Annotated in this window: 27 protein-coding genes and 1 pseudogene; 11 read left to right on the plus strand and 17 right to left on the minus strand. The window is 69.7% G+C overall.

Annotation, left to right across the window (positions count from 1 at the left end; all coding sequences use genetic code 11):
* Positions 1 to 13: 13 nt before the first annotated feature.
* From ACWPN7_RS12795 to ACWPN7_RS12805, 3 genes are all read right to left on the minus strand, one after another.
* The gene (locus tag ACWPN7_RS12795) at positions 14 to 712 is read right to left on the minus strand and encodes an ATP12 family chaperone protein (protein ID WP_014240068.1); all 699 of its coding nucleotides are present in this window, start codon (positions 710 to 712) and stop codon (positions 14 to 16) included.
* A 21-nt stretch (positions 713 to 733) separates the two neighbouring features.
* Entirely contained in the window at positions 734 to 1,423 is a 690-nt protein-coding gene (locus ACWPN7_RS12800) for an HAD-IA family hydrolase (RefSeq protein ID WP_456525516.1), read from the minus strand.
* Between the two features lie 63 nt (positions 1,424 to 1,486).
* Entirely contained in the window at positions 1,487 to 2,710 is a 1,224-nt protein-coding gene (locus tag ACWPN7_RS12805) for a benzoate/H(+) symporter BenE family transporter (protein ID WP_459197855.1), read from the minus strand.
* Between the two features lie 83 nt (positions 2,711 to 2,793).
* Here ACWPN7_RS12805 and ACWPN7_RS12810 point away from each other — a divergent pair, with 83 nt between their 5' ends.
* Entirely contained in the window at positions 2,794 to 3,483 is a 690-nt protein-coding gene (locus ACWPN7_RS12810) for a GntR family transcriptional regulator (RefSeq protein WP_038528480.1), read from the plus strand.
* A 9-nt stretch (positions 3,484 to 3,492) separates the two neighbouring features.
* On the opposite strand, the gene ACWPN7_RS12815 is transcribed toward ACWPN7_RS12810, so the two are convergent.
* The 5 genes from ACWPN7_RS12815 to ACWPN7_RS12835 form a co-directional block, all read right to left on the minus strand.
* Entirely contained in the window at positions 3,493 to 4,512 is a 1,020-nt protein-coding gene (locus ACWPN7_RS12815; RefSeq protein ID WP_459197856.1) for an RluA family pseudouridine synthase, read from the minus strand.
* Positions 4,512 to 4,913: a fluoride efflux transporter CrcB gene (crcB, locus tag ACWPN7_RS12820; RefSeq protein WP_149650462.1), complete on the minus strand. Its 402-nt coding sequence runs from the start codon at positions 4,911 to 4,913 to the stop codon at positions 4,512 to 4,514. Before crcB ends, ACWPN7_RS12815 begins: the two co-directional genes overlap by 1 nt.
* A complete protein-coding gene (locus ACWPN7_RS12825) occupies positions 4,910 to 5,893 on the minus strand; it encodes a hypothetical protein (RefSeq protein WP_492273306.1) in 984 nt (327 codons plus the stop codon). Before ACWPN7_RS12825 ends, crcB begins: the two co-directional genes overlap by 4 nt.
* Positions 5,894 to 6,102: 209 nt before the next feature.
* Positions 6,103 to 7,440 (minus strand): replication-associated recombination protein A, encoded by a 1,338-nt coding sequence (locus ACWPN7_RS12830; protein WP_038528491.1) that lies wholly within the window; start codon positions 7,438 to 7,440, stop codon positions 6,103 to 6,105.
* Positions 7,441 to 7,468: 28 nt separating this feature from the next.
* Positions 7,469 to 7,873 (minus strand): hypothetical protein, encoded by a 405-nt coding sequence (locus tag ACWPN7_RS12835; protein WP_144243479.1) that lies wholly within the window; start codon positions 7,871 to 7,873, stop codon positions 7,469 to 7,471.
* A gap of 125 nt (positions 7,874 to 7,998) precedes the next feature.
* Between ACWPN7_RS12835 and ACWPN7_RS12840 the strand changes: the two genes are divergently transcribed.
* Positions 7,999 to 8,262: a hypothetical protein gene (locus tag ACWPN7_RS12840; protein WP_038528496.1), complete on the plus strand. Its 264-nt coding sequence runs from the start codon at positions 7,999 to 8,001 to the stop codon at positions 8,260 to 8,262.
* A 48-nt stretch (positions 8,263 to 8,310) separates the two neighbouring features.
* Here the strand turns inward: ACWPN7_RS12840 and ACWPN7_RS12845 are convergent, their stop codons facing one another.
* The 5 genes and pseudogenes from ACWPN7_RS12845 to rpsM form a co-directional block, all read right to left on the minus strand.
* Complete coding sequence (locus ACWPN7_RS12845) at positions 8,311 to 8,889, minus strand: YqaA family protein (RefSeq protein ID WP_014240057.1); 579 nt, start codon at positions 8,887 to 8,889, stop codon at positions 8,311 to 8,313.
* Between the two features lie 198 nt (positions 8,890 to 9,087).
* Positions 9,088 to 9,474: pseudogene (gene rplQ, locus ACWPN7_RS12850) on the minus strand (50S ribosomal protein L17); the annotation flags it as partial.
* A 215-nt stretch (positions 9,475 to 9,689) separates the two neighbouring features.
* The gene (locus ACWPN7_RS12855) at positions 9,690 to 10,709 is read right to left on the minus strand and encodes a DNA-directed RNA polymerase subunit alpha (RefSeq protein WP_014240055.1); all 1,020 of its coding nucleotides are present in this window, start codon (positions 10,707 to 10,709) and stop codon (positions 9,690 to 9,692) included.
* A 131-nt stretch (positions 10,710 to 10,840) separates the two neighbouring features.
* On the minus strand, positions 10,841 to 11,239 hold the full coding sequence (rpsK, locus tag ACWPN7_RS12860) for a 30S ribosomal protein S11 (RefSeq protein ID WP_012974490.1): 399 nt from the start codon (positions 11,237 to 11,239) through the stop codon (positions 10,841 to 10,843).
* A 15-nt stretch (positions 11,240 to 11,254) separates the two neighbouring features.
* A complete protein-coding gene (rpsM, locus tag ACWPN7_RS12865) occupies positions 11,255 to 11,623 on the minus strand; it encodes a 30S ribosomal protein S13 (protein ID WP_014240054.1) in 369 nt (122 codons plus the stop codon).
* A gap of 334 nt (positions 11,624 to 11,957) precedes the next feature.
* Here rpsM and pyk point away from each other — a divergent pair, with 334 nt between their 5' ends.
* The gene (pyk, locus tag ACWPN7_RS12870) at positions 11,958 to 13,400 is read left to right on the plus strand and encodes a pyruvate kinase (RefSeq protein WP_103040721.1); all 1,443 of its coding nucleotides are present in this window, start codon (positions 11,958 to 11,960) and stop codon (positions 13,398 to 13,400) included.
* Positions 13,401 to 13,411: 11 nt separating this feature from the next.
* On the opposite strand, the gene ACWPN7_RS12875 is transcribed toward pyk, so the two are convergent.
* Positions 13,412 to 15,766, minus strand: coding sequence for a PAS-domain containing protein (locus tag ACWPN7_RS12875; protein WP_459197858.1), 2,355 nt, complete (start codon positions 15,764 to 15,766; stop codon positions 13,412 to 13,414).
* Between the two features lie 202 nt (positions 15,767 to 15,968).
* On the opposite strand from ACWPN7_RS12875, the gene ACWPN7_RS12880 reads away from it, so the two are divergent.
* The 6 genes from ACWPN7_RS12880 (at position 15,969) to ACWPN7_RS12905 (ending at position 21,141) form a co-directional block, all read left to right on the plus strand.
* On the plus strand, positions 15,969 to 16,394 hold the full coding sequence (locus tag ACWPN7_RS12880) for a YqaA family protein (protein ID WP_349620375.1): 426 nt from the start codon (positions 15,969 to 15,971) through the stop codon (positions 16,392 to 16,394).
* Positions 16,395 to 16,412: 18 nt separating this feature from the next.
* Positions 16,413 to 16,901, plus strand: coding sequence for a YbaN family protein (locus tag ACWPN7_RS12885; RefSeq protein WP_459197859.1), 489 nt, complete (start codon positions 16,413 to 16,415; stop codon positions 16,899 to 16,901).
* Positions 16,902 to 17,085: 184 nt separating this feature from the next.
* A complete protein-coding gene (ccoG, locus tag ACWPN7_RS12890; RefSeq protein ID WP_407824909.1) occupies positions 17,086 to 18,549 on the plus strand; it encodes a cytochrome c oxidase accessory protein CcoG in 1,464 nt (487 codons plus the stop codon).
* A gap of 32 nt (positions 18,550 to 18,581) precedes the next feature.
* Entirely contained in the window at positions 18,582 to 19,121 is a 540-nt protein-coding gene (gene mog, locus ACWPN7_RS12895) for a molybdopterin adenylyltransferase (RefSeq protein WP_349620373.1), read from the plus strand.
* A gap of 129 nt (positions 19,122 to 19,250) precedes the next feature.
* Entirely contained in the window at positions 19,251 to 19,817 is a 567-nt protein-coding gene (locus ACWPN7_RS12900) for a hypothetical protein (RefSeq protein ID WP_103040725.1), read from the plus strand.
* A 115-nt stretch (positions 19,818 to 19,932) separates the two neighbouring features.
* The gene (locus ACWPN7_RS12905; RefSeq protein WP_459197860.1) at positions 19,933 to 21,141 is read left to right on the plus strand and encodes an NnrS family protein; all 1,209 of its coding nucleotides are present in this window, start codon (positions 19,933 to 19,935) and stop codon (positions 21,139 to 21,141) included.
* On the opposite strand, the gene ACWPN7_RS12910 is transcribed toward ACWPN7_RS12905, so the two are convergent.
* On the minus strand, positions 21,093 to 21,794 hold the full coding sequence (locus ACWPN7_RS12910) for an HAD family hydrolase (protein ID WP_492273307.1): 702 nt from the start codon (positions 21,792 to 21,794) through the stop codon (positions 21,093 to 21,095). The two genes, ACWPN7_RS12905 and ACWPN7_RS12910, sit on opposite strands and share 49 nt — an antisense overlap.
* Positions 21,795 to 22,019: 225 nt before the next feature.
* Between ACWPN7_RS12910 and ACWPN7_RS12915 the strand changes: the two genes are divergently transcribed.
* On the plus strand, positions 22,020 to 22,160 hold the full coding sequence (locus ACWPN7_RS12915) for a hypothetical protein (protein ID WP_160174807.1): 141 nt from the start codon (positions 22,020 to 22,022) through the stop codon (positions 22,158 to 22,160).
* A 167-nt stretch (positions 22,161 to 22,327) separates the two neighbouring features.
* Positions 22,328 to 23,197 (plus strand): class I SAM-dependent methyltransferase, encoded by an 870-nt coding sequence (locus tag ACWPN7_RS12920; RefSeq protein ID WP_456511445.1) that lies wholly within the window; start codon positions 22,328 to 22,330, stop codon positions 23,195 to 23,197.
* On the opposite strand, the gene ACWPN7_RS12925 is transcribed toward ACWPN7_RS12920, so the two are convergent.
* Positions 23,175 to 24,164, minus strand: coding sequence for a threonine/serine dehydratase family protein (locus ACWPN7_RS12925; RefSeq protein WP_459197862.1), 990 nt, complete (start codon positions 24,162 to 24,164; stop codon positions 23,175 to 23,177). The genes ACWPN7_RS12920 and ACWPN7_RS12925 overlap by 23 nt on opposite strands.
* A gap of 3 nt (positions 24,165 to 24,167) precedes the next feature.
* Positions 24,168 to 24,923 carry an SDR family oxidoreductase gene (locus tag ACWPN7_RS12930; RefSeq protein WP_492273308.1) on the minus strand — a complete coding sequence of 252 codons (756 nt, stop codon included), beginning with the start codon at positions 24,921 to 24,923 and terminating at the stop codon, positions 24,168 to 24,170.
* Positions 24,924 to 24,925: the final 2 nt, after the last annotated feature.

Here is a 24,925-nt window from a genome sequence, read left to right on the forward strand (position 1 = left end):
ACCCGAAGGATGATCAGGCCCGCAGCAGATCGACGAAGCGTCGGCAGGCGGCGATGTCCACGCGCAGGGCGGCGCGGCGCTTGGTCGCCTCCGGGTCTTCGCCCCAGGCTTCGATCTGGAAGGTCTCGTCGAGCTGCGACACCTCGAACGCCTCCTCGGCGTCGATGCGCCCCTCGACCAGCGCCAGCGCGACGATCAGCGAGCCGCAGGAGCCGGTGGCGGTCTGGAGCGCCGACAGCGTCCAGTCGTCGTAGGCCTCGACCGCATTGCGCAGGGCGCGCAGCGCCTCGGGCGGCTGCGGCTTGGGCATCAGACCGGCGTTGACGTGCAGCGGCGCGTCGTAGCGCAATGTCGCCCAGTCGAGCAGCGGCTGCCAGCGCTGCGCCTGCCGCTCCACCAGGTTCCGGGGATGCTCCGCGCGGTAGCAGAGGAGGTCCGTCTCCGCATAGGCGGCCACGCCGTCGACGATGGCGGCGCGCCCCTTGCCGATCAGGTCAACCGCCGTGCTGGCGAGCTGCATCAGCGGCATGCTGTCCGGAGCGATGTCCTCGGGCTGGGCGTCCCATTCGGCGGCGACGGCCTGGGCCAGCGGCCAGCTCGCGAAGACCAGCGGCGCCTTGGCCGGGCTGCGGATCGGGCGGTTGTCCAGGCGCACCTCGAAGCCGCCGCCGGCGGCCTCGTCGACGGAGGCGGTCTTGTAGAAGCGCTTCATCAGGGTCCTTCGAATGCTCTCTTAACGGTGCAACAGGTCCAGCACGGCGCCGGCCACCTCGCGCCCGCGGTGGACGATGCGGTCGGCCCCGGCGCCCTCCAGCTCGGCCACCGCGTGATAGCCCCAGGAGACGCCGACCGACGCGACCCGCGCGTTGCGGGCCATCTGAATGTCGTAGGTGGTGTCGCCGATCACAACCGTCCGCGCCGCCTCCACCCCGGTTTCGGCCAGGGCGCGGTAGACCATGTCGGGGTGCGGCTTGCCGGGGCCGATGTCGCTGGTCTGGAGCGTAACGAAACGGTGCGCCAGCCCGTGATGGGCCAGCACGGCGTCCAGCCCGCGCCGCGACTTGCCGGTCGCCACGCCGAGCAGAACGCCTTCCGCCTCCAGCGCGTCCAGCGTGTCGCGCAGGCCGGGAAACAGCGGCTCGTGCAGGTCGCCACGGTGGCGCAGCGCCGCGAAGGCGTCCTTGTAGCTTTCCGCGACGGCCACATGGCGGTCGGTGTCGAGGTCCGGAAGCAGTTGCGACACCGCCTGCACCAGCGGCAGCCCGACCATGCGGCGCACCTCCAGCGGGTCCGGCTCGCCCAGACCGTGGACGGCCCAGGCGCTGGTCATGGCGTCGATGATGGCGAACTGGCTGTCCACCAGCGTGCCGTCGCAATCGAACAGGGCCAGCCGCAGCGGACGGGCATTCTCTGAGCTGCTCACGGGCATCGCCTCCGGGACGCGGGTCGTACCGGACTTATGCGGGCCGCGTCGGGAAAGCGCAACTCACTTTGCCGGCTGCGACACCGAAGGGCGCCAATGGAGCAGATGGACCGCCCCGCCCAGCAGCAGGCCCCAGAAAGCTGAGCCCACCCCGGCGAAGGACAGGCCGGAGGCGGTGACCAGCATGGTGACCAGCGCGGCCGTCCGGTTCGCCTCCACCTGCACGGCGCCCATCAGGGCGGAGCCGAAGGCGCCGACGAGTGCCAGCCCGGCCACCGCCTCGATCAGGATCGGCGGGGAGCGGGTGACCATCACCGCCGTCACCCCGGCCAGCCCGGCGAACAGGATGTAGCCGACGCCGCCGACGAAGGCGGCCTGCCAGCGCCGCGCCGGGTTGGGGTCGGCGTCCGGGCTGGCGCAGAGCGCCGCGGTGATCGCCGCGAGGTTGATGGTGGGCGCGCCGCCCAGCGCCGTCAGGGCGGAGGCCGCCCCCGTCGCCAGGAAGATCGGGCGGGTCGGCGGCGCGTAGTTGTAGGTCGCCAGGACGGCGAGGCCGGGAATGTTCTGCGACGCCATGGTGACGACGAACAACGGCAGGGCGATGCCGACCATCGCCTCCCAGGTGAAGACCGGCTGCACGAAGGTCACGCTGGGCCACAGCGCGCCGGACAGCGCCGCCCCGCCGGCCAGACCGCTGGAAGGGTCCAGCGCCATCGCCCCCAGCGCCACCGCCACCGCGGCGGGCACGGCGTAGAGTCTTGCCACCCGCCCCACCACCGCCCAGGTCGCCAGCACCAGCAGCGCCATTCCCGGCGCCTGCGACACCGCCAGGAAGGGGGCGAGGCAGAGCTTCAGCAGGATGCCCGCCAGCATGCCGTTGGCCAGCGGCTTCGGAATCGCGGCAATCCAGCGGCCCAGCGGCGACCACAGCCCGGCCAGGACGATCAGGACTCCGGTCGCCATGAAGGCCCCCACCGCGGCGGCGAAGCCGCCCTCCACCGCCCCGGTGGTGGCGAGCAGCGCCATGCCCGGCGTCGTCCAGGCGATGCTGATCGGCTTGCGCCGGTGCAGGCTGAGGCCCATCGCCGTCAGCCCCATGGCGAAGCCCAGCAGGACGAGGCCCGACACCACCTGCTCCGTGCCGGCACCCACGGCGGTTAGCCCATGGATGACCACCGCCACCGAACTGGCGTAGCCGACCAGGGCCGCCAGCAGGCCGGCGCCGACCGCGCGCAGGGAAAACCCCGTCGAAAGGCCCGTCGCCGGGACGGTGTCGGAAGAGGACATGGCGCGAAACCCTCCATCGGGGGTGCAGGACGATGGGGAAGGTGATAGATTGGATCCAATATCCTGGCAAGGGGAGATCACGCATGGCGCTTAACGACGGGCTGTCGCGCCTCGTGGCGCGCGCGCGACCGCGCCACCGCACCACCGCGGAGTTCGTGGAGGCGACGCTGCGCGAGGCGATCCTGTCCGGGGTCATCGCGCCGGGCACGCCACTGCGGCAGGAGGAGCTGGCGGAAACCTTCGGGGTCAGCCGCATGCCGGTGCGCGAGGCATTGCGCCAGTTGGAGGCGCGGGCGCTCGCCGAGTTCCACCCGCACCGCGGGGCCGTCGTCGCGGAAATCTCGGCGGCGGACGGCGCCGACATCGGGGCGATCCGCATGGCGCTGGAACCGATGGCGCTCCGCCTGTCGCTGCCCGGCCTGACGGCGGCGGACCTCGATCAGGCGGAGGAACTGATCGCCGAGATGGATGGAGAGGCCGATCCCGGCCGCATGGGGGAGCTGAACCGGCGCTTCCACATGACGCTCTACGCGCGGGCCGGGCGGCCCCGGCTGCTGGCGCTGACGGAGCAGCATCTGCTGGCCGCCGACCGCTATCTGCGATTCCAGTTCGCGGCGCTGGGCTACCGGCCGCGGTCGCAGGACGAGCACCGCGCGCTGCTGGCGGCCTGCCGGGCGGGCGATGCGGACACGGCCTGCCGACTGGTCACCGACCATGTCGGGCAGGCGGCGGAGCAGCTTACGGCGTTTCTGGAGGGGCGCGAAGCGGGGTAAACCCCGCCTCTATTCGACCCCCTCGAACGGATCGCCCTTCAGGCTGGCGCTGAAGCCCAGATACTTCCAGGTCGTCAGCATGTGGTCGGGCAGCGGCGCCGTCACGTCGATCATCCGGTTGCCGCCGCGCGGGTGCGGCAGGATCAGGCGGCGGGCGTGCAGATGCAGCTTCTTCTGGACCTCGGCGCCCGGAAGATAGGCCCCCTGTCCGGCGTACTTGCCGTCGCCCAGGATCGGCGTGCCGATGGCGTTCATGTGGACGCGAAGCTGGTGGGTGCGCCCCGTGCGCGGCCACATGGCGACGAAGGCCGCCTGCTTGCCCAGGTTTTCCAGCACCGTGTAGTAGGTGACGGCGCGCTTGCCGTCGTCCTCGTCGCCGGCCACCCGCTCGCCCTGCGGCCCGCCTTCCTTGGCCAGCGCGAGGTCGATCTTGCCCTGGTAGGGCTTCGGCACGCCGACCGTGGCGGCCCAGTAGATCTTGCGCACGTCGCGGCCGCGGAACTGCTCGGTCAGCTTGGACGCCGCGAAGGTGTTGCGCGCCAGCAGCAGGACGCCCGAGGTGTCCTTGTCCAGCCGGTGGACCAGCTTGGGCCGCTCCTTCGCGTCGAAGCGCAGGGCGTCCAGCATGGCGTCGAGATGCTTGGTGGTGTTGGTGCCGCCCTGAACGGCGAGCCCGGCCGGCTTGTTCAGCGCGATGACGTCGCCGTCCTTGAAGAGAACCAGCGCCTGGAGCGTCGCGATGTCCTTGTCCGACATGGCCGGCTTCTTCGGCGCGGGGGCCGGGGCGGCGCCCTCCGGCTTGGCCCAGTCGGCCAGCGGCGGGATGCGGATGGACTGGCCGGCGGCGAGCCGGGTCGAGGTCTCCGCCCGCTTGCCGTCCACGCGGATCTGGCCGGTGCGCAGCAGCTTCTGAAGATAGCCGTGCCCCACGTCGGGGAAATGGCGCTTGAACCAGCGGTCGAGGCGCACATCGGCCTCGTCGGACGTCACGGTCCGGGTTTCAACGCTGGGGGCTTTGTTCTCACTCATCAAACGGGCACCGAAACAAGAGAACGCACGACCGCGAGGCCGGCAAAGAAACCCGCGATGGTCAGCACCATCGAGGCGAGGATGTAACCCGCCGCCGCCGGCAGGGCGTTCCGCTCCACCAGCAGACCGACGTCGAGCGTGAAGGAGGAGAAGGTGGTGAATCCCCCCAGCACACCGACCATCAGCAGCGCCCGCAGCTCCGGCGAGGGCGACCACACCAGCGCGGCCAGCTCCGCCAGCACGCCCATGGTGAAGCAACCCACGGCGTTCACGATCAGCGTCCCAAAGGGAAACTGCGTGCCCAGCCATTGGCCGACCGCCGTCATCAGCAGATAGCGCGCCATGGAGCCGACGGCACCGCCGACGGCGACCGCGGCGAGCGTGGACGGTGATGCGATCACGAAGCCTCCGGAACGGACGGGACGACGGGCATCCCGCGCGGATTAGAGCCAGAATTGCGGCGGCTTGTCACGCGCCGGGCGCAGCATCCCCCGCATTCCGGTCGCCCACACCGAAGATCCAGCCCTCCTGCCGCCGCGCCCGCGCGTCCATCGCCGGCGGAACTCCACACCGCCTCCCGCCCGGCCAGCCAGCGCAGCCCCGCCGCGGAGACCAGCGCGTCCGCGTCATGGTCGGTCACCGCCCCGGACAGGCCGGCGGGCGGCGCGCCGAGGACGGCCAGCGCGGCGTCGACCGCCGCCCCGTCGCGGATCTTGCGCAGCCCGAAGCCGGCGCGGATGAGGAACAGGCGCGGGTAGATCTCGCAGAAGACGGTGCGGCCCGGCCCCGGAGCGTCGAAGGGCCAGACCGCCATCCGTTCCGGCGCCGCCTGCTTCAGAGCGCGCAGCATCCGCATCCCGGCCAGCCCGCCCTTCCCCACCTGCTTGGCGCCGATCAGCTTGTAGGGGCTCTGCGGGCTGCCGTAGCCGTCGGCGCGGCACACCCGCTCGGTCAGCCGGTGCGGGTCGCGGTACCAGTCCGGCTGCATCCCGGCGCGCCAGAAATCGGCGCCGTAGTCCGGGTGCGCCGCGAAGCCGCCTCCGGCGAAGTCCGGCTCCGCCCCGGCCACCGCCTCCACCCGGTCCCACAGGTCGAACACCGTCGCCGCGTCGGGGTCGGGGAAATAGCGCTGAGCCACGTCGAAGGGCAGCGAGAAGGCGCAGTCGATTCCGACCAGCGCCGGCCCGCGCTCCAGCCCGTCGAGCAGCCAGTCGAACACGGCGGTGCGCGACCATTGCCGCTCCGTGGGCGCGACGATCCGCGGCGGCCCCTCGGCGCCGCATTCGGCAACGGCAACGCCCGCGTAGCGCTTGCCGGCGGCGCCCGACCAGTCGATGGCGATGAAGCGTGAGAATGCCGGAACTGAGTCACCCACCATCATGCCCACGCGCCTCCTCCCATTTCACGAATCCTGACACCGAGCATCCGTGAAACAACACGAAGTGTGCGGGGACAACGACGACATCGGGCGCTGCAGTGACGCGCGCTCCTTCACCAGCACGACCATGACTTATGGGTTCGAACGCGCCGGCCCGCCAGACGCTCCGGTCTGGATTCTCGGGGTCGCCTACCCGAAGCCGTGAAACGCGTCTACTCCTCGCCCTCGGCCGCCTTGCGCTCGCGCAGGCGCGCCCAATAGTCCTGGCGCTTCTTGATCTCGCGCTCGAATCCGCGCTCCACCGGCTGGTAGAAGGCGCGCCGCGCCATGCCCTCCGGGAAGTAGTTCTGGCCGGAAAAGCCGTCCGCCGTGTCGTGGTCGTACTCGTAGCCCTTGCCGTAGCCGATCTGCTTCATCAGCTTGGTCGGGGCGTTCAGGATGTGCTTGGGCGGCATCAGGCTGCCGGTTTCCTTGGCGGCGCGCACCGCGCTCTTGTAGGCGGTGTAGCCGGCGTTCGACTTCGGCGCCGTCCCCAGATAGATCACCAGCTGGGCGATGGCGAGTTCCCCCTCCGGGCTGCCCAGCCGCTCGTAGGCCTCCCAGGCGGCGGTGGCCTGGGCCAGCGCGTTGGGGTCGGCCATGCCGATGTCCTCCACCGCGAAGCGGGTCAGCCGCCGGGCGATGTAGCGCGGGTCCTCGCCACCTTCCAGCATGCGGGCGTACCAGTAGAGCGCCGCGTCGGTGTCCGACCCGCGCAGCGACTTGTGCAGCGCGCTTATGAGGTTGTAATGCCCCTCCTGCGCCTTGTCGTAGAGCGGGGCGCGACGCTGGATGGCGGTGGCGAGCGCGTTGTTGTCGAGAAGCGCCCCGTCCTCCGGCACCGGCAGGGCGAACAGCTCCTCGCAGAGGTTCAGGCAGAAGCGCCCGTCGCCGTCGGCCATCGCCTTCAGTGCGGACCGCGCGTCCGGCGTCAGCGGCAGCGGGCGCCCCATCTCCGCCTCGGCCCGCGACAGCAGCTTTTCCAGCGCTGCGTCGTCCAGCCGGTTCAGCACGAAGACCTGGGCGCGGGACAGAAGCGCCGCGTTCAGCTCGAAGGACGGATTCTCGGTGGTGGCGCCGACCAGCGTGACGGTGCCGTCCTCCACATAGGGCAGGAAGCCGTCCTGCTGGGAGCGGTTGAAGCGGTGGATTTCGTCGATGAACAGCAGCGTGCCCTGCCCGGCCGCGCGCCGCGCCCGCGCGGCGTCGAAGACCTTGCGCAGGTCGGCCACGCCGGAGAAGACCGCCGACAGCGGCTCGAAATGCAGGTCGGTGGACAGGGCGAGCAGCCGCGCGATGGTCGTCTTGCCGCAGCCGGGCGGCCCCCACAGGATCATGGAGGCCAGCCGGCGCGCGGCGACCATGCGGCCCAGCGGGCCGTCGGGCTTCAGCAGATGCTCCTGCCCGACCACCTCGCCCAGGCTGCGCGGGCGCAGCCGGTCGGCCAGCGGGCGGGGGGCGCCCGCCTCGAACAGGCCGCCGGTGGCTCCGGAGTCGCCGCGTTTGCTCATCGCCGATCCACCGATCGCACCGGACCGGTCACTGGTTGGTGGGCGCGCCGCAGCGCTGGTAGCACATGCGCAGCGAATGCTGGCAGTTGTCGGTCGGCGAGAAGATGCCGCCGCGGTCCGGACGGTCGAGCCCGCTCTGCGCGCGCGCGGCGACCGAGTCCATGCAGGAGTTGTTGCTGCGCTCGCACTGGGCGCGGCAGGAATCGTCGCTGCCGACGCCGCCGTCCAGGCGGAGCGACGGGTCTTCGACCCCGCGGGCCGGGCGCGAGGATGCCGGCGCCCCGGCGGGAGCCGTCGTAGGGGCCGTGGTGGAGGCCGCCGGAGCACCGCCCACGGCGGCGCCGGACGAACGCCCCGGCGCGTCCGCGCAGGCGGCGAGCGCAACCAGGGCGAGGGCCAGCACCGGCCCCAGAATGAGTTTCGGACGGAACATCTCGGCTTTGACTCCCATTGTTCTTGCGTGACCCCGGACGTTGGCGGATGGTCCCCCGCATTGGACCATGCCGCGGGCTCGGCGCCCACTATGCCGGGAACGCAAGCGATAAGGGAATGCCTCAAATGAGTCCCAACAATCCCGGCCCGTCGCCGCGCCGCCGGACATCGACCACCGTCTTCGTGGCGCTGCTGATCGGCGGCCTGCTGCTGCTCATCGTGCGCATGCTCTCCATGCCCACCGTCAGCGCCGGCGAGGTCGTGCTGCCCCTGCTGGCCGGCATCGGCATGGCACTGGCCATCGGGGTGATGGTCATGCGCGACCGCCGCGAGCGCAACGCCCTGCCCCCGTCGGAGCGCAACCGCCAGGACCGCGGGATGCCCGATTGATGTTGGCCGGAAAATGAGGGTGACGCGCGGGGCCGAGCCCCGCGCCGCTCACACGAATTTGAAGCTGAGCAATCCGCCGATGATGATGACCAGCAGGACGGTCGTCACCAGCATCAGCCGCTTTTCGATGATGTCGCGCACCTGCGGCCCATAGAAATGCAGCAGGATCGCGATCATGTAGAATCGCGAGAATCGTGCGACGATCGAGCACAGGATGAACACCGTCAGGTCGAGGTGCGCGAATCCCGCGGTGATCGTCAGCAATTTGTAGGGTATGGGCGTGATGCCCTTGAGAATCAGGAACCAGGGGCCGAATTCGGCGAACATGTCCTGAAAGCGCTGAAACGACTCTTGTGCGTTGTAGAGGTCGATGATCAGCCGTCCGATGCTCTCGAACAGATAGAACCCGACCGCGTAGCCGAACAGCCCGCCGATCAGCGAGGCCAGTGCGCAGATGTTGGTGTAGCGCCAGAGCTTCTTGGGCTCCGCCAGACACATCGGCACCAGCATGACGTCGGGCGGCAGAGGGAAGAAGGAGCTTTCCGCGAAGGAGACGGCGGACATCCACCAGACGGCGTCCTTGCGGGCGGAGAGCTTGAGAATCCGGTTGTAGAGAGGTTTCAGCATACCGCGCGCGCGGCGCCCTCCCGAAGTGACGGAACCCGAAAACCGGAAACCCTCCCTCCGGGGATGAACCCGAAGGGAGGGCCGGTCGGTCACCTATATCGTCGTCCGCGGCCCGGTGGGCAACGGCGGCGACAAGATTTCACGATCGCTCAACCGGGGGCTCAGCCCTCGGCCTCGACCTCTTCCTTGATCTCCACCGGGCCCGAGTTCCTGGCCCTTGGCGGCGACATCGCGGTCGACCAGTTCGATCACGCCCATGGCGGCGGCATCGCCGTAGCGGAAGCCGGCCTTCAGAACGCGGCTGTAGCCACCCTGGCGGTCCTTGTAGCGGTCGGCCAGGACGGTGAACAGCTTGGTCACCATCGCGTCGTCGCGCAGCTGCGCGAAGGCGAGACGGCGGTTGGCGAGGCCACCCTTCTTGCCGAGGGTGATCAGACGCTCGACGATCGGGCGCAGATCCTTGGCCTTCGGCAGGGTCGTCTTGATCTGCTCGTGCTTGATCAGGGCGTTCGCCATGTTCGAGAACATGGCCTTGCGGTGGCTGGTGGTCTTGCTGAACTTACGTCCGGAAACGCCGTGACGCATGACGGTCCTCCTTCATGGCGTGGCCCCCCTCGGGGAGCCGGTGGTGAACCCGACCGCCCAGTTTTCGGCTGGTACGGCGCGGGGCGGGCCGGTTGGTGGCCCTGGGAACACTTGCCCCTCCCCGGCCCTCCCCCGCCTTCGGCAAGGGAGGGAGATCATCCCCTCCCCTGCGAAGCGGGGGAGGGTCAGGGAGGGGGCAATAAGGTGTGCGAGACTTAGTACGGCTCTTCCAGACGCTTGGCCAGCTCTTCGATGTTCTCGGGCGGCCAGTTCGGGATTTCCATACCGAGGTGCAGACCCATCTGGGCCAGCACTTCCTTGATCTCGTTCAGCGACTTGCGGCCGAAGTTCGGCGTGCGGAGCATCTCCGCCTCCGTCTTCTGCACCAGATCGCCGATGTAGACGATGTTGTCGTTCTTGAGGCAGTTGGCCGAACGGACCGACAGTTCCAGCTCGTCCACCTTGCGGAGCAGGTTCTTGTTGAACGGAACCTCCTCGTGCTTCTCCTCGGCGACCGCGTGGGTCGGCTCCTCGAAGTTGATGAACAGCTGCAGCTGGTCCTGGAGGATGCGGGCGGCGAGCGCCACCGCGTCGTCCGGCTTCACGGCGCCGTTGGTCTCGACGACCATCGACAGGCGGTCATAGTCGGTGACCTGCCCGACGCGGGCGTTGTCGACCTTGTAGGAGATCTTGCGGACCGGCGAGAACAGCGCGTCGACCGGGATCAGGCCGATCGGAGCGTCTTCCGGACGGTTCTGGCTGGCCGGGACGTAGCCCTTGCCGGTCTCGACCGTCAGTTCCATGTTCAGGCGGGCGCCGTTGTCCAGCGTGCAGATCACGAGGTCCGGGTCCATCACCTGGATGTCCGCGCCGGTCTCGATCATGCCGGCCTTCACCTCGCCGGGGCCTTCGGCGCGCAGGCGCATGCGCTTCGGGCCGTCACCACCCATGCGCAGACCCATCGACTTGATGTTGAGGACGATGTCGGTCACGTCCTCGCGCACGCCGGGGATGGACGAGAACTCGTGCAGCACGCCGTCGATGTGGATCGCCGTGACGGCCGCACCCTGCAGCGAGGAGAGCAGCACGCGGCGCAGCGCGTTGCCGAGCGTCAGACCGAAGCCACGCTCCAGCGGCTCGGCCACGACGGTCGCCGTGCGGTCGGCGTCGTCACCGGGCTGGATGTCCAGCTTGTTCGGCTTGATCAGTTCCTGCCAGTTCTTCTGAAGAGCCACGGTATTACCTCATGCCATCGGGGTGGACACACGTCCGCGGGGACCGGCCGTTCCCATCCGATGGCGCCGCGATGGCTGCGGCGCCTGTCCCGGAACGGCGGGTCCCCGCGGGTGCGGAGTAGCGATGCTTCTTAGACGCGACGCTTCTTCGGCGGACGGACGCCGTTGTGCGGGATCGGCGTGACGTCGCGGATCGAGGTGATCTGGAAGCCGATCGACTGCAGAGCGCGCAGCGCCGACTCACGTCCCGAACCCGGACCCTTCACCTCGACCTCGAGGGTCTTCATGCCGTGCTCCTGGGCCTTGCGGCCCGCGTCCTCGGCGGCGACCTGGGCGGCGTAGGGGGTCGACTTGCGCGAACCCTTGAAGCCCATCGTGCCCGACGACGACCAGGCGATGGTGTTGCCCTGCGCGTCGGTGATGGTGATCATCGTGTTGTTGAAGGAGGCGTTCACGTGAGCGACGCCGGCGGTGATGTTCTTGCGCTCGCGACGACGAAGACGCTGCGAAGCGGCTGAGGGCTTGGCCATGGTCCGTGCGTCCTCTTACTTCTTCTTGCCGGCGATCGGCTTGGCCGGACCCTTGCGGGTGCGGGCGTTCGTGTGGGTGCGCTGGCCGCGGACCGGCAGGCCCTTGCGGTGACGCAGGCCACGGTAGCAGGCCATGTCCATCAGACGCTTGATGTTCATGGCGACCGAACGGCGCAGGTCGCCCTCGACGCGGTAGTCGGCGTCGATGGTCTCGCGGATCTTGAGGATCTCGTCGTCCGTGAGCTGGTTCACACGGCGCTCCGCCGGGATCTCCAGCTTCGTGCAGATTTCCTTGGCCTTGAAGGGGCCGATGCCATGAATGTAGGTCAACGCAATCTCCACGCGCTTCTGCGCGGGGATGTTGACGCCAGCGATACGCGCCACGCCTGCTCTCCTCGATATCTCAACGGCAGCCCTCATGGGCCGCCTACACACCGATTGATCCCCGATCCGGACGCCGGGGCCCGAAGGCCCGGAGGCAAAACACGGATACGGGACGCACAATGTCTCCCGCCGGGCCGGTTGGGCCGCGGGAGGGTGCGACTATAGAAAAAGCCGGAAATCTGTCAAGGCCGTTCTGCGGCGTTACCGTGCTTTTCCCGGTGCCCGACCATTGTGGGGAGGCGGACCGCGGTTGACAAGCCGGACGGCAGAACTTGAGATGAACGGCCCGCCCCGAACGGAACAATCCGAACGGCACATATCAGAAGGCAGTCCCATGACCCGCAAAGGCATCCCCTTCCGGCGCTTCCGCCTGACCAAGATCGTCGCCACGCTGGGGCCGGCCACCGCGACGCCGGAGATGATCCGCGCGCTGTTCGAGGCGGGCGTGGACGTCTTCCGCCTGAACTTCAGCCACGGCACGCACGAGGACCATGGCCAGCGCCTCGCCACGCTGCGCGCGCTGGAGGCGGAACTCGACCATCCCATCGCGGTGATGGCCGACCTTCAAGGGCCGAAGCTGCGGCTGGGCACCTTCGTCGATGGCCCCATCACCGTCGAACCGGGGCACCGCATCCGCCTCGACCTCTCCACCGAGCCGGGCGACGCGACCCGCGTCGGCCTGCCCCACCCGGAAATCTTCGCCGCGCTTGAGCCGGAGGCGGAACTGCTGGTGGACGACGGCAAGGTCCGCCTGCGCGTCGTCGACTGCAGCCCCGACCACGCCGACTGCGTCGTGCTGTCCGGCAGCCGCCTGTCCGACCGCAAGGGCGTGAACGTTCCGGGCGTCGTCCTGCCGCTGACGCCGCTGACCCCGAAGGATCACGAGGATCTGGCCTTCGCCTTGGACCAGGGGGTCGACTGGGTGGCCTTGTCCTTCGTGCAGAGGCCGGAGGACGTGGCCGAGGCGCGCAAGCTGGTCGCCGGGCGTGCCGCCCTGCTGTCGAAGATGGAGAAGCCGCAGGCCATCCAGCATCTGGAGCGCATCGTCGAACTCTCGGACGGCGTCATGGTCGCCCGCGGCGACCTCGGCGTGGAGATGCCGGCGGAGGACGTGCCGAGCATCCAGAAACGGATCATCCGCGAGTCGCGCAGGGCCGGAAAGCCGGTGATCGTCGCCACCCAGATGCTCGAGTCGATGATCGGCGCCCCGGCCCCGACCCGCGCCGAGGCGTCGGACGTGGCGACTGCGGTCTATGACGGCGCGGACGCGGTGATGCTGTCGGCCGAGACCGCGGCGGGCACCTACCCCATCGAGGCGGTGTCGATGATGGACCGCATCGCCCGCCGGGTCGAGCAGGACCCGCTCTACCGCACCATAACCGACGCCCAGCATCCCGACCCGCAGCAGACTTCCACCGACGCCGTCACCGCGGCGGCGCGGCAGGTCGCCCACACCATCCAGGCCGCGGCCATCGTCACCTACACCACCAGCGGCTCCACCACGTTGCGCGCCGCCCGCGAGCGGCCGGAGGTGCCGATCATGTGCCTGACGTCCAGCCTGGAGACGGCGCGGCGGCTCCAGCTCGCCTACGGGGTGCACAGCGTGCACTCCGCCGACGTGACCGACTTCAACGAGATGGTCCAGAAGGCCGCCCGCTGCGCCTACGAGGACGGGCTGGCGGTGGAGGGCCAGCGGCTGGTCATCACCGCCGGCGTGCCCTTCGGCACCCCCGGCAACACCAACATCCTGCGCATCGCCTGGGTGGATGCGCAGTAAGAGGAAAGCCGTCAGGCCGGCGCACGCTCCGCCGGCGCGACCCGGGGAAAGCGCAGGGTGAAAGCCGCCCCGCGGCCCGGCGCGCTGTCGAGCGCGATGCGGCCCCTCAGCCGGCGGGTGGCGATGTTGTAGACGATGTTCAGCCCCAGCCCGCTGCCGCCCGTTCCACGGCTGGTGGTGAAGAAGGGCTCGAACACTTTGCCATGGAGTTCGGACGGGATGCCGCGCCCGTCGTCGGCATAGACCAGCTCCACCTCGTCGCCCCCCACCGCGCGCGCGGCAACGCGCAGCGTCCCGTGCTGGCCGGGGGCGTAGCCATGGATGATCGAGTTCATCACGAGGTTGGTCAGCACCTGGCTGAGCGCGCCGGGATAGCCGTCGATCAGCAGATCCGCCGGGCAATCCACCTCCACGCCGTGGGCCGCCCGCTTGATGCGGACGCCCAGGCTGCGCAGCACCTCGTCGATGTAGTCGCGCAGGTCGAACACGCGGCGTTCCTCGCTCGCCTGATCGACGGCGATCTGCTTGAAGCTCTGGATGAGCTGGGCGGCACGGTCGATGTTCAGCAGCATCAGCTGTGCCGCCTCCCCCGCCATGTCGAGGAAGTCGGCGAAGTCGGGCCGGCGCAGCGTTCCCGCCTCGAAATCGCGCCGGATGACCCGGGTCCGTTCCGCCATCAGCGAGGCGCCGGTCAGGGCGATGCCGATGGGGGTGTTGATCTCATGCGCCACCCCCGCCACCAGGGACCCCAGCGCGGCCATCTTCTCGGACTGGATCAGATGCGCCTGCGCCTCCTTCAGGTCGCGCAGGGCGCGTTCGGCCTCCTCGCGCGCGGCGTGGGCGCGTTCCTCGGCGCGGACCCGTTCCGACACGTCGGTGTGCGAGCCGACGAGGCGGAACAGCTCGCCGTCCGGGCCGAGCACGCGAATGGCGCGGGTCAGCATATGGACCACCGCCCCGCTCTTGTGGTGGAAGCGCTGAATGAACTGGCACTCGTTCGTCACGCCCTTGACGAGGTCGCGGGCCATGTTCATGGACAGCTCGCGGTCCTCGGGCAAGATCAGCTCGGTCCAGCGGGCGACGGAGTTGTCCATCTCATCCTCGCCATAGCCGAGCATCCCCCACCAGTAGGGCGACAACCACAGCTCTCCCGTGCGCAGGTCCCATTGCGAGACCCCTTCACGCGCGGCGCGGATGGCCAGCTCGAACAATTCACGGCTGGCGATGATCTCCCGCTCGGCGTTCCGCCGCTCGGTCACGTCGGTGTAGGTGACGACAAAACCGCCGTCCGGCAGGGGCCGGGTCAAGCACTCCACGACCTGCCCGTCGGAGCGGGTGCACTCCCACAGCCGTTCCGCCGCCGCAGGCCGGACGGGCAAAGGTTCTCCCAGCGCCGCCGAGAGCCCCTGATCGGGCAAGGCCAAGTCGGATAGGGCCAACTCGGACAGCATGTCGGGGCACACGCTCCCCGGCCCGAAGGCCAGCCCCTCCCCGACCCGTCCAGCGATGGTCGCGTAGGGCGTGTGGTAACGCAGGAACTCCGGCTCCAGCCCCAGAAGCTCCCCGGCACGCCCGTTCCAGGCGACCAGCCGAAGCCCCCGGTCGAAGGCCATCACCCCCTGGCCCAACCCGTTCAGGACCGCCCGGCTCTGGTCCCACTGGGCTTCGAGCGCCTGTTCGGTGCGCTTGCGGGCGGAGATGTCGCTGATGCAGGCGAGCATGGCGTCCTCGCCCCGGAACCGGAACCGCCGGGCGGAGACCATCGCCCAGAGATCGCTGCCGTCGGGCCGGCACAGCCGGGTCTCGAACCCATCCACGCCGCCCACCCCGTCGCGCAGGGCGCCGAGGAGCCGCTCCCGCTCCGCCGGTTCGGTGTAGTAGGCCTTGGCGAAGCTGCGCCCGACCACATCGTCGAGCGGCACCCCGAACAGCCGGCCGGCGGGCTGGTTGACCGCCATCACCAAGCCGTCGGACAGCCGGGTCACCACCAGGGGAACGGCGATGGCCTGCATGATCGCCCGCTCCGCCTCGCCGGCCCGGTCGCCCAGAAGGTCCTCCAGACCGAAGAAGCCGGTGTCCTCCTGCGGGACGCCACCATCACCGGCAAAGGTCAACACCAGGTCGCCGCCCTCGCCCTCCGCTGGAATCAGAAGTCCGCGTTCCTTATACGGCGCAACCGCAAACGCCACCGTCTCCCCCGCGCGCAGCCGGTCCGCCACCACGGCGGCGTCCTCACGCAACGGAAGCGACGCCAGAAGGGCGTCGAGGCGATCCCCCGGACAACCGCCCAGCGACGCCCGGAACACGGCGTTGGCCCAGATCAGGCGCCCGTCGGCATCGAAGCGGGCAAGGCCGGCAGCGGCCATCCGCAAACACTCCCCTTCATTCCCCAAGACGACGGCCGCCGGATGAGACCGGTCGGGCGCCCCCGAGTCCATCCGCTGCGAATTCATACAAAATGAATCTACACCAGTTTATCCGGGCGGCACCATGGCGCCTCCCGCATTCCTGTATGCGCACCCATGTTCTAGCCTCCGCCACCCCCGGCCCGGAAGGACCGACCGCCGCATGTCCGAATTTGCCGCCTACGGCGGGCTGTTCCTCACCGCGTTCCTGGCCGCGACCATCTTCCCGGCCCAGTCGGAAATCCTGCTGGTCGGCATGCACGCCACCGGCAACTACGACCACCTGGCGCTTCTGCTGTTCGCCACGGCGGGCAACGTGCTGGGGTCCGTGGTCAACTGGGCGCTCGGGCGCTACCTGATGCATTTCCAGGACCGCCGCTGGTTCCCGGTTCCCGCGTCCATGGTGGCGCGGGCCACCCGCTGGTACCAGCGCTTCGGGGTGTGGTCGCTGCTGCTGGCCTGGATGCCCGTCATCGGCGATCCGCTGACGCTGGTGGCCGGCATCCTGCGGGTGGACATCCGGGTTTTCCTGCTGCTGGTCACCGCGGGCAAGGCGGCTCGCTACGCGGTGCTGGTCCTGGCCGTGTGAGCGGCCTACATTCACCCCATGGATGACCAGACCGCCCTTGCGGAGGATGCACCCGTCTGCGCCTCCCCCCTGCGGCGCCGGCTGTGGCTGGCGCTGGGCTACGCCGCGGTCGGGCTGGGCATCGCGGGCACCGTGCTGCCCCTTCTGCCGACCACCCCGTTCCTTCTGCTGGCCGCCGGGGCCTTCGCCAAGAGCAGCCCCGCCCTGCGCGACCGGCTGTACCGCGACCCGCGTTTCGGCCCGCTGCTGCGCGACTGGCAGTCCGAAGGAGCGATCCCCCGCAAGGCGAAGGCGGCGGCGCTGATCGGCATGAGCGTGAGCTGGGCGATCGTGGCGCTGACCGCCAGCCGCCCGCTGGTTCCCATCCTGGCCGGCACCTGCATGGCGGCGGTGGCCGTCTACATCGTCACCCGCCCCTCCCCATCCCGGCCCGCACCGCAGGACGCGGCGTCCGACGGCACGACGGTGGAGGACGCAAACGTTTCCGCATTGCGAAACGAAGCTTGAGCCAATCGGCCGATGGACGTATTACAGCCGGTAATCCCGGCCGGTCACCAGCGCCGCTGAAAAATCCTTATTATCCATAGGGATTTCTCAAATCCGTTCTCGTCTTGATCCCGATCAAGAAGCGCTCGGGTCCCGTCCGCTATTGTCCGGTCTTGCGTCCCTATCCGGAGCCAAGGCAGACGATATGCCAGACGGAAGCGCTGTCACGCCGGCGAAAATCCAGTTTTTCGAAAGCCAGAAGAAGATCCACCCGAAGGCCGTCTCCGGACGCTACCGGCGCTGGAAGACCATCCTGACCTGGATGCTTCTGGCGGTCTTCTTCATCGCCCCCTGGATTCGCTGGGAACGCGGCCCCGACGCGCCGGCCCAGGCGGTGCTGTTCGACCTGACGACGCCGCGCTTCTTCATCTTCTGGATCGAAATCTGGCCGCAGGAGATCTACTACCTCACCGGAGTGCTGATCGTGGCGGCCCTGGGGCTGTTCCTGGCGACGGCGCTGGCCGGGCGCGTGTGGTGCGGCTTCACCTGCCCGCAGACGGTGTGGACCGACCTGTTCGTCTGGATCGAGCGCGCCTTCGAAGGCGACCGGGCGGAGCGCATCCGTCTGGACAAGGCCCCCTGGAGCGCGAAGAAGGTCCTGCGCAAGACCGGCAAGCACGCCGGCTGGCTGGCCCTGTCCGTCATTACCGGCTTCGGCTTCGTCGCCTTCTTCACCGACGCGCCGCGCTTGGCCGTCGATCTGCTGACTTTCAACGCGACCTACGAGGCGGCGGGCTTCTTCGCGCTGTTCGCGGGCATGACCTACGTCATGGCCGGCTGGACGCGTGAGCAGATGTGCTACTACATGTGCCCGTGGCCGCGCATCCAGACCGCGATGCTGGACGAGCACAGCCTCGTCGTCACCTACGACACGCTGCGCGGCGACACCCGCGGCCCGAAGCGCAAGTCGCAGAGCTGGGACGAGCGCCGGACCAAGGGGTTCGGCGACTGCATCGACTGCGGCCAATGCGTGCAGGTCTGCCCGGTCGGCGTCGACATCCGCACCGGCGAGCAGGCGGACTGCATCAATTGCGGCCTGTGCGCCGACGCCTGCGACAACATCATGGTGTCGCAGGAGTTGCCGAAGGGCCTGATCCGCTTCGACAGTCTGGCCGCTCAGGACACCCGCGCCCAGGGCAAGACTTACCAGTGGCGGCTGATCCGCCCCCGCACCATCGTCTACGGCCTGCTGATGCTGGTGATCACCGGCGCCATGGCCTGGAGCTACGCGCTGCGCCCGCGGCTCGACATCGCCGTGCAGCGCGACCGCGCCCCGCTTTTCGTCACGCTGCAGGACGGCACCATCCGCAACGCCTACACCTTCAAGGTCTCCAACAAGACCCGGCAGGACCGTTCCTACACGCTGGCCGCCGCCGGCATCGCCGGTGCCGAGGTGAAGGTGGTGGGCGAGCGCGACGAGGACAGCGGCAGCGCGGTCAGCCACATCTCCGCCTCGCCGGACAGCGTGGCGACCTACCGCGTCTACGTCACGGTGCCGCGCGACTCCGTGCCGGACGCCTCCACCCCGGTCACCTTCCAGCTGACCGACACCAACAACGGCGACCGGGACAGCTACAAGAGCGTGTTCCTGGCGCCGGGCAGCAAGTAAGCCTGCCGGACATTCCATAAGGACCGCCGCCCATGACCTCCGCAAAGCCCGCCCGCATCGGCATCGTCACCGTGTCCGACCGGGCCAGCCAGGGCATCTACGAGGACAAGGGCGGCCCGGCCATTCGGGAGGAGCTGGAGCGCATCGTCGTCTCCCCCTGGGAGCCGGTGGCCCGCGTGATCCCCGACGACCGCGAGGGCATCGCCGCCACCCTGATCGAACTGGCCGACCAGGAGCGTTGCGACCTGATCGTCACCACCGGCGGCACCGGCCCCGCCCCGCGCGACGTGACACCGGAGGCGACGGAGCAGGTCTGCGAAAAGATGATGCCCGGCTTCGGCGAGCTGATGCGGTCGGTCAGCCTGACCGTGGTGCCGACCGCCATCCTGTCGCGCCAGACCGCGGGAATCCGCGGCAGCAGCCTGATCGTGAACCTTCCGGGCAAGCCTTCCGCCATTCACGATTGCCTGATGGCGGTCTTCCCGGCAATTCCGTACTGCCTCGATCTGATCGGCGCGGCGCGCATCGACACTGACCCATTGGTCTGCAAGGCATTCCGCCCGAAGTCCTGAGCTTTTGCCTATACCCTTTTTGCGCGTGCGGAGAGGAATACCATACGCATGGCCATGTTGCCTTGCGGGAACCCGTGCTCACCTTTTTCGTTCGAGGGGAGCGGGGTCCCCGATCAAGGTGAGCCAGCCATGCTGTTCGATTTCGAGCCTTCGGGCATCAACGACACCTATCTGCGCCTGACCCGGCGCGGTGTTTCCTGCATCGTCGCTCCGGCCGGGGCGTGGAACGGGTTGCTTCGGGTCAACTACATCGTTGCCGGGTCGCCCGGCGGCGCCGATCCCCACATGATCTACCGCTGCCTGGACATCGGGTGGGACGACGGGCGCTTCTGCTGGAAGGGCCGCGCCGCCCCGGTGATGACAACCTCCGCCATGGTGGACATCCTGCAGGAACGTGGGCTCGTCACCAACGGCGAGGCCGAGCGGCTGCTGTTCGGCATCAACAGCCCGGCGTCGGGCGGGTCGTCGGACGAGGCGCTGATCGCCCGCGCCATGCTTCTGGGCTGCACCTTCTCGCCGATCTACGAGGACGCGCCGCTGAGCAGCGGCCCGCCGCGCGTGGGCGGTTTCGCCCTGCGCACCCTGGCCGATCCCGGCGCTTTCGTGCTGACCGCCCGCGACGGCCTTCCCGTGCTGGACGCGCCCGCCCGCGACGCGCTGAAGCGCCTGATGGCCGAAAACGGCATCACGGTCTGACGGCGGCTTTTTTTCTCCAACGTGACGGATTGTATTTGACGGCGGTCAAAGAAGGGTGACCGCCCCCGGCGCAGTGTGACGGCATGACCGATGCCTCCAACGCGCGGGGAACACCATGACCAGTTCCGTTGCCGACCAGCCGGACCGCCCGCCGGTCCCCCTGATCTTCGCCTATGGGTTCCGGCCCTTCTTCCTGCTCTCCGGCCTTGCCGCGCCCGTCCTGCTGGCCGCCTGGATCGCCGTGCTGGCGACCGGGTCCTGGCCGGACGGCGCCGTCCCGGCGGCCTCCTGGCACGCGCACGAGATGCTGTTCGCCTTCGTGGTCGCCGCGGTGGCCGGCTTCCTGCTGACCGCCGTGCCGAGCTGGACGGGGACCAAGGCGCTGTCCGGCCTGCCGCTCGCCGGCCTGACGGCGCTGTGGCTGGCCGGGCGGGTGGCGCTGCTGCCCGTCCTCGGCGTGCCGCTGCCGGTTGCGGTCATCCTCGACCTCGCCTTCCTGCCGGCGCTCGGCGTGGCGCTGGCCGGGCCGCTGGTGGCGGCGGGCAAGATCCGCAACACCGCCTTCCTCGCCCTGCTGGGCCTGCTGACCGCCGCCAACCTGCTGTTCCATCTGGACTGGCTGGGCGTGCTGCCGGGCGGCACCGCGCTGGGCGAGACGCTGGCCATCGGCGTGGTGCTGATGATGATCGCGGTGATCGGTGGGCGCATCGTCCCGGCCTTCACCCGCAACGCCCTGCGGCTGCGCGGGCTGGACGGCTCCGTCGTCTCCCGCCCCTGGGTGGAGAAGGCGACGCTCGTCTCGACGCTGCTGATGATCCCCGCCGACCTCGCTCTGCCGGGCACCGCCATCGCCGGATTGCTGGCGCTTGTCGCGGCGCTCGCCCACGCCCTGCGGTTGGCCGGTTGGCAGCCGGCGAAGACGCTGGACCAGCCGATCCTGTGGGTGCTGCATCTCGGCTACGCCTGGGTGCCGGCGGCGCTGGCGCTGAAGGCCGCGCACCTGCTGGGGGCGGGCGTGGAAAGCTCCGCCTGGGTCCATGCGCTGACCGCGGGGGCCTTCGCCACGATGATCCTGGCGGTGATGACGCGGGCCACGCTCGGCCACACCGGGCGGATGCTGGTGGTGACCCGCCCGACCGTGGCCGCCTACATCCTGCTGACCGCCGCAGCGCTGCTGCGGGTGCTGGCGCCCGAGCTGCCGGGCGGCCTCTACTGGACCGCCCTGGAGGCCGCCGGTGCGGCCTGGATCGCGGCCTTCGCCTGCTACCTCTACGTCTACGCGCCCATTCTGCTCGCCCCGCGGGCCGACGGCCGCTCCGGCTGAGGTCCACCGGGCTGAAGAAGGCCCATCGCACGTGGGCTGCGTTTCCCGATGAGGCTGGTGGCGAAGCGGCGCTGGAGGTCTTCCGGATCACGGAAAATCTCCGCGCAGCCGGCCTTGCGCAGGTCCTGCTCCGCGAAGCCGCCGCACAGAACCCCCACCACGGTCAGCCCGGCCCGGCCCGCGGCCTTGGCGTCCCAGGGGCTGTCGCCGACCACCACCGCCTCCTCCGCCGGCAGGCCAAGCCTCTCCAACGCCGCCTCGAAGATGTCCGGGTGCGGCTTTGACCGCTCCGCGTCGTCGGACGAGGTCTCCACGTCCACCAAGTCCGTGATCTCCGCCGCGCGCTTGTAACGCTCCAGCTCGTCCCCCTTGGCGGAGGAGGCGAGCGCGATGCGCAGCCCCTCGGCGTGGAGATGCTGGAACAGGCCGCGCACCCGGCGGAAACCGCGGACCTTCGGCATGTATTTGCGAGCGAACAGCTCGTGCCGGAAGTGGTCCAGCTCATCTTCGATGCGGTCCAGATCCTCCTCCGGCACGAAGACCGGCATCAGCTGGTCGCCGCCCTTGCCGATCTGGGAGCGCACCGCGTCGAACTCCGCGTGGTAGCCGAAATGCCGGATCGCCTCCACCCAGGCGTGGGCGTGCAGGTCCACCGAGTTCGACCAGGGTGCCGTCCACGTCGAAAATGACGGCCTTCAGAACGCCGCTCATCGCCGCCTCCTCACCATGCTGCCCACGTGTTTTTGGGGGTATTCCTTCTCGAACAGACGGCGTGGCGCAGCGTTCCTCGGGCCGGTGTGCGGTGCGATAGAATTTGTCACATGGACCCGTCATAGCTGTGATCCGTTCACCCCCTACACAGATTGGGAAGAACGGACATGCCCAAGACGTTGAAGAGCTACGCCGCCCTCATCGGTCGCGCCCGCCACGCCGTGCAACGCTTCAGCCGCCGCCGCGCCCGCCGCGTGCCGATGGAGCATCTCGACCTCGGCCTCTTCCAAAGCGACATCCGGCTGTAGCGCCACCCTTTCGGATGGCTCCCTATCAACCGGAGGCGCCCCCTTCACGCCGCGCGATCGCGCTCCGCCATAGGACTCCCCCTCCGTCCTAGGCGGGCAAGCTGAATGTTTCCGCAGGAACCGGCGCGCTATCGTCGCGCGGTCCATCCAGCGGAGCCTCAGCCCCCATGACCGCCACCTTCGAGTCGGCCAGCGTCGAGACAACCAGTTTCGAGGATCAGTATTTCTCCGGCGCCGCCCTTTACGGCGACGACTTCGACGCGGCCCGGATCGCCCGCTGGTACGGGGTCGAGGCGCGGGACCCGGCGGCGGAGTTCGCGCGCACAGCGCCCGAGCGGCCCGGCTACCGCTACGAATACCACGCGCTGAACCACCGCCACGCCTTCCGCTTCCTGGCCGGGCGGCGCTTCCGGCAGGCGCTGGCCTTCGGCTGCGCCGCGGGGGACGACGTGGCGCCGATCGCCGGGCAGGTGGACCGCTTCCTCGCCGTGGAGCCCATCGAGCGCTTCTGGAAATCCGACATCGCCGGCACCCCCGCCGAGTACCGCCGGCCCACGCTGGGCGGGCGCATCGACTGCGTGGACGGGGCGAACGACCTGACCGTCTGCCTGCACACGCTGCACCACATCCCGAACGCCGGCGCCCTGCTGGCCGAGTTCGCCCGCGTCACCGCCCCCGGCGGGCTGTTCATCCTGCGCGAGCCGATCAGCACCATGGGCGACTGGCGCCGCCCCCGCCGCGGCCTGACCGCCAACGAGCGCGGCTTCCCCGTGGCGTGGCTGGAGGAACGCTTCGCCCGGCTGGGCTTCATGATACGGCAGCGCCGCTTCTGCTCCTTCCCGCTGACCGAGCGGCTGGGACCGCTGATGGGCGTTTCCCTGCCCTACGGCAACCCGCTGCTGGTGCGGCTGGACGAGGCGGCCTGCGCGCTGACGCGGTGGAACATCGCCTACCACCGCGACTCGCTGCGCAAGAAGTTCGCCCCCGGCGCCGTCTATTACGTGCTGGAGCGCACTACGACGCCAAAGCGTCTGTAAAGGTCGCCGCGTCGACGTTGCCGCCGCTCAGCACCACGGCGACGGTGCGGCCAGCCGCCGGCAGCTTGCCCGTCAACACGGCGGCCAGCCCGACCGCCCCACCCGGCTCGACCACCAGCTTCAGGACGGTGAAGGCGTAGGCCATGGCGGCCTTCACCTCGGCGTCGGTGACGGCGAGGCTGCCGGACAGCAGGTCCTTCATCACCGGGAAGGTCAGGGCGCCCGGCGTCGGGGTCAGCAGCGCGTCGCAGATGGAGCGCTGCCCGGCTGTGTTCTCCACCCGCTCCCCGGCGGCCAGCGAGCGCGCCACGTCATCGAAGCCCGCCGGCTCCGCCGCCCACAGGCGGGCATCGGGGAAGGTATGGCGCACCGCCGTCGCGACCCCGGACATCAGCCCGCCGCCGCTGCACGGCGCGATCACGTCGTCGGGAACCGCGCCGATGGCCTGCGCCTGTGCGGCGATCTCCAGCCCGACCGTGCCCTGCCCGGCCATGATCTGCGGGTGGTCGTAGGGCGGCACGGTGGCCGCACCCCGCTCCGCCGCGATGGCCGTGGCGATGGCTTCGCGGCTTTCGGTCCAGCGGTCGTAGAGCACGACCTCGGCGCCGTAGCCGCGGGTGTTGGCGATCTTCAGGGCCGGCGCGTCGCTGGGCATGACGATGACCGCGGGCATGCCGAGCAGCGCCGCCGCCGCCGCGACGCCCTGGGCGTGGTTGCCCGACGACCAGGCGACCACCCCGCCCCGGCGCTCCTCCGGCGTCAGCTGGGACAGCCTGTTGAAGGCGCCGCGGAACTTGAAGGAGCCGCTGCGCTGCAGGACCTCTGGCTTCAGCAGGACACGCCCGCCGACCCGCTCATTCAGCAGGGCGTTCTCCAGGAGCGGCGTGCGCACGGCGAAGCCGTCCAGCCGCGCCGCGGCCTCGACGATGTCCTGGTGGCCGATGGCAAAGGAATTCGACGCAGGCATGGCTCAGCGGCCTCCGGAAACGTTGAGAAGGGCGCCGGTCACGTAGGACGCGGCGTCGGACAGCAGCCACAATACGGCTTCGGCGACCTCGTCCGCCGTCCCGGCGCGCCCGGCGGGCGGGATCAGGGCGGGGTTGTCGAGCCGGTTGCCGATGCCGGGGATGATCTGGATGTCGGTGTCGATCAGGCCGGGCCGCACGCAGTTCACGCGGACGCCCTCCTTCGCCACCTCGCGGGCGAGGCCGACGGTCAGGCTGTCCACCACGCCCTTGCTGGCCGCATAGCCCACATACTCGTTGGGCGAGCCCAGCACGGCGGCAATGGAGCCGACGTTGACGATGCTGCCACCTTTCCCGCCGTGGCGGGTGGACATGCGGCGCACCGCCTCCCGCGCGCAGAGGACCGCGCCGGTCACGTTGATGTCCAGCATGCGGCGCAGGTCGTCCGGCGCGGCCTCGTCAAGCCGTCCGTAAGGGCCGATGATGCCGGCGTTGTTGACCAGTCCAGCGGTGGGGCCGAAGCGGTCCTCCGCCGCGTCGAACAGAGCGCGGATGTCCTCTTCACGAGCCGCATCGCCTTTGACGGCCTGGGCCTGCCCGCCGGCCTCGCGGATCGCCGCCAGCGTGGCCTCCGCCGCCGCGGTGTTGCCGATGTAGGAGAAGGTGACGGCGTAGCCGCGCTGCGCGGCCATGCGGGCGACCGCCGCCCCGATACCCCGGCCGCCGCCGGTGACGACCAGCGATGTGAGCGTGGTGGACATGG

The sequence above is a fragment of the Azospirillum sp. UENF 312511 genome (assembly GCF_058780635.1).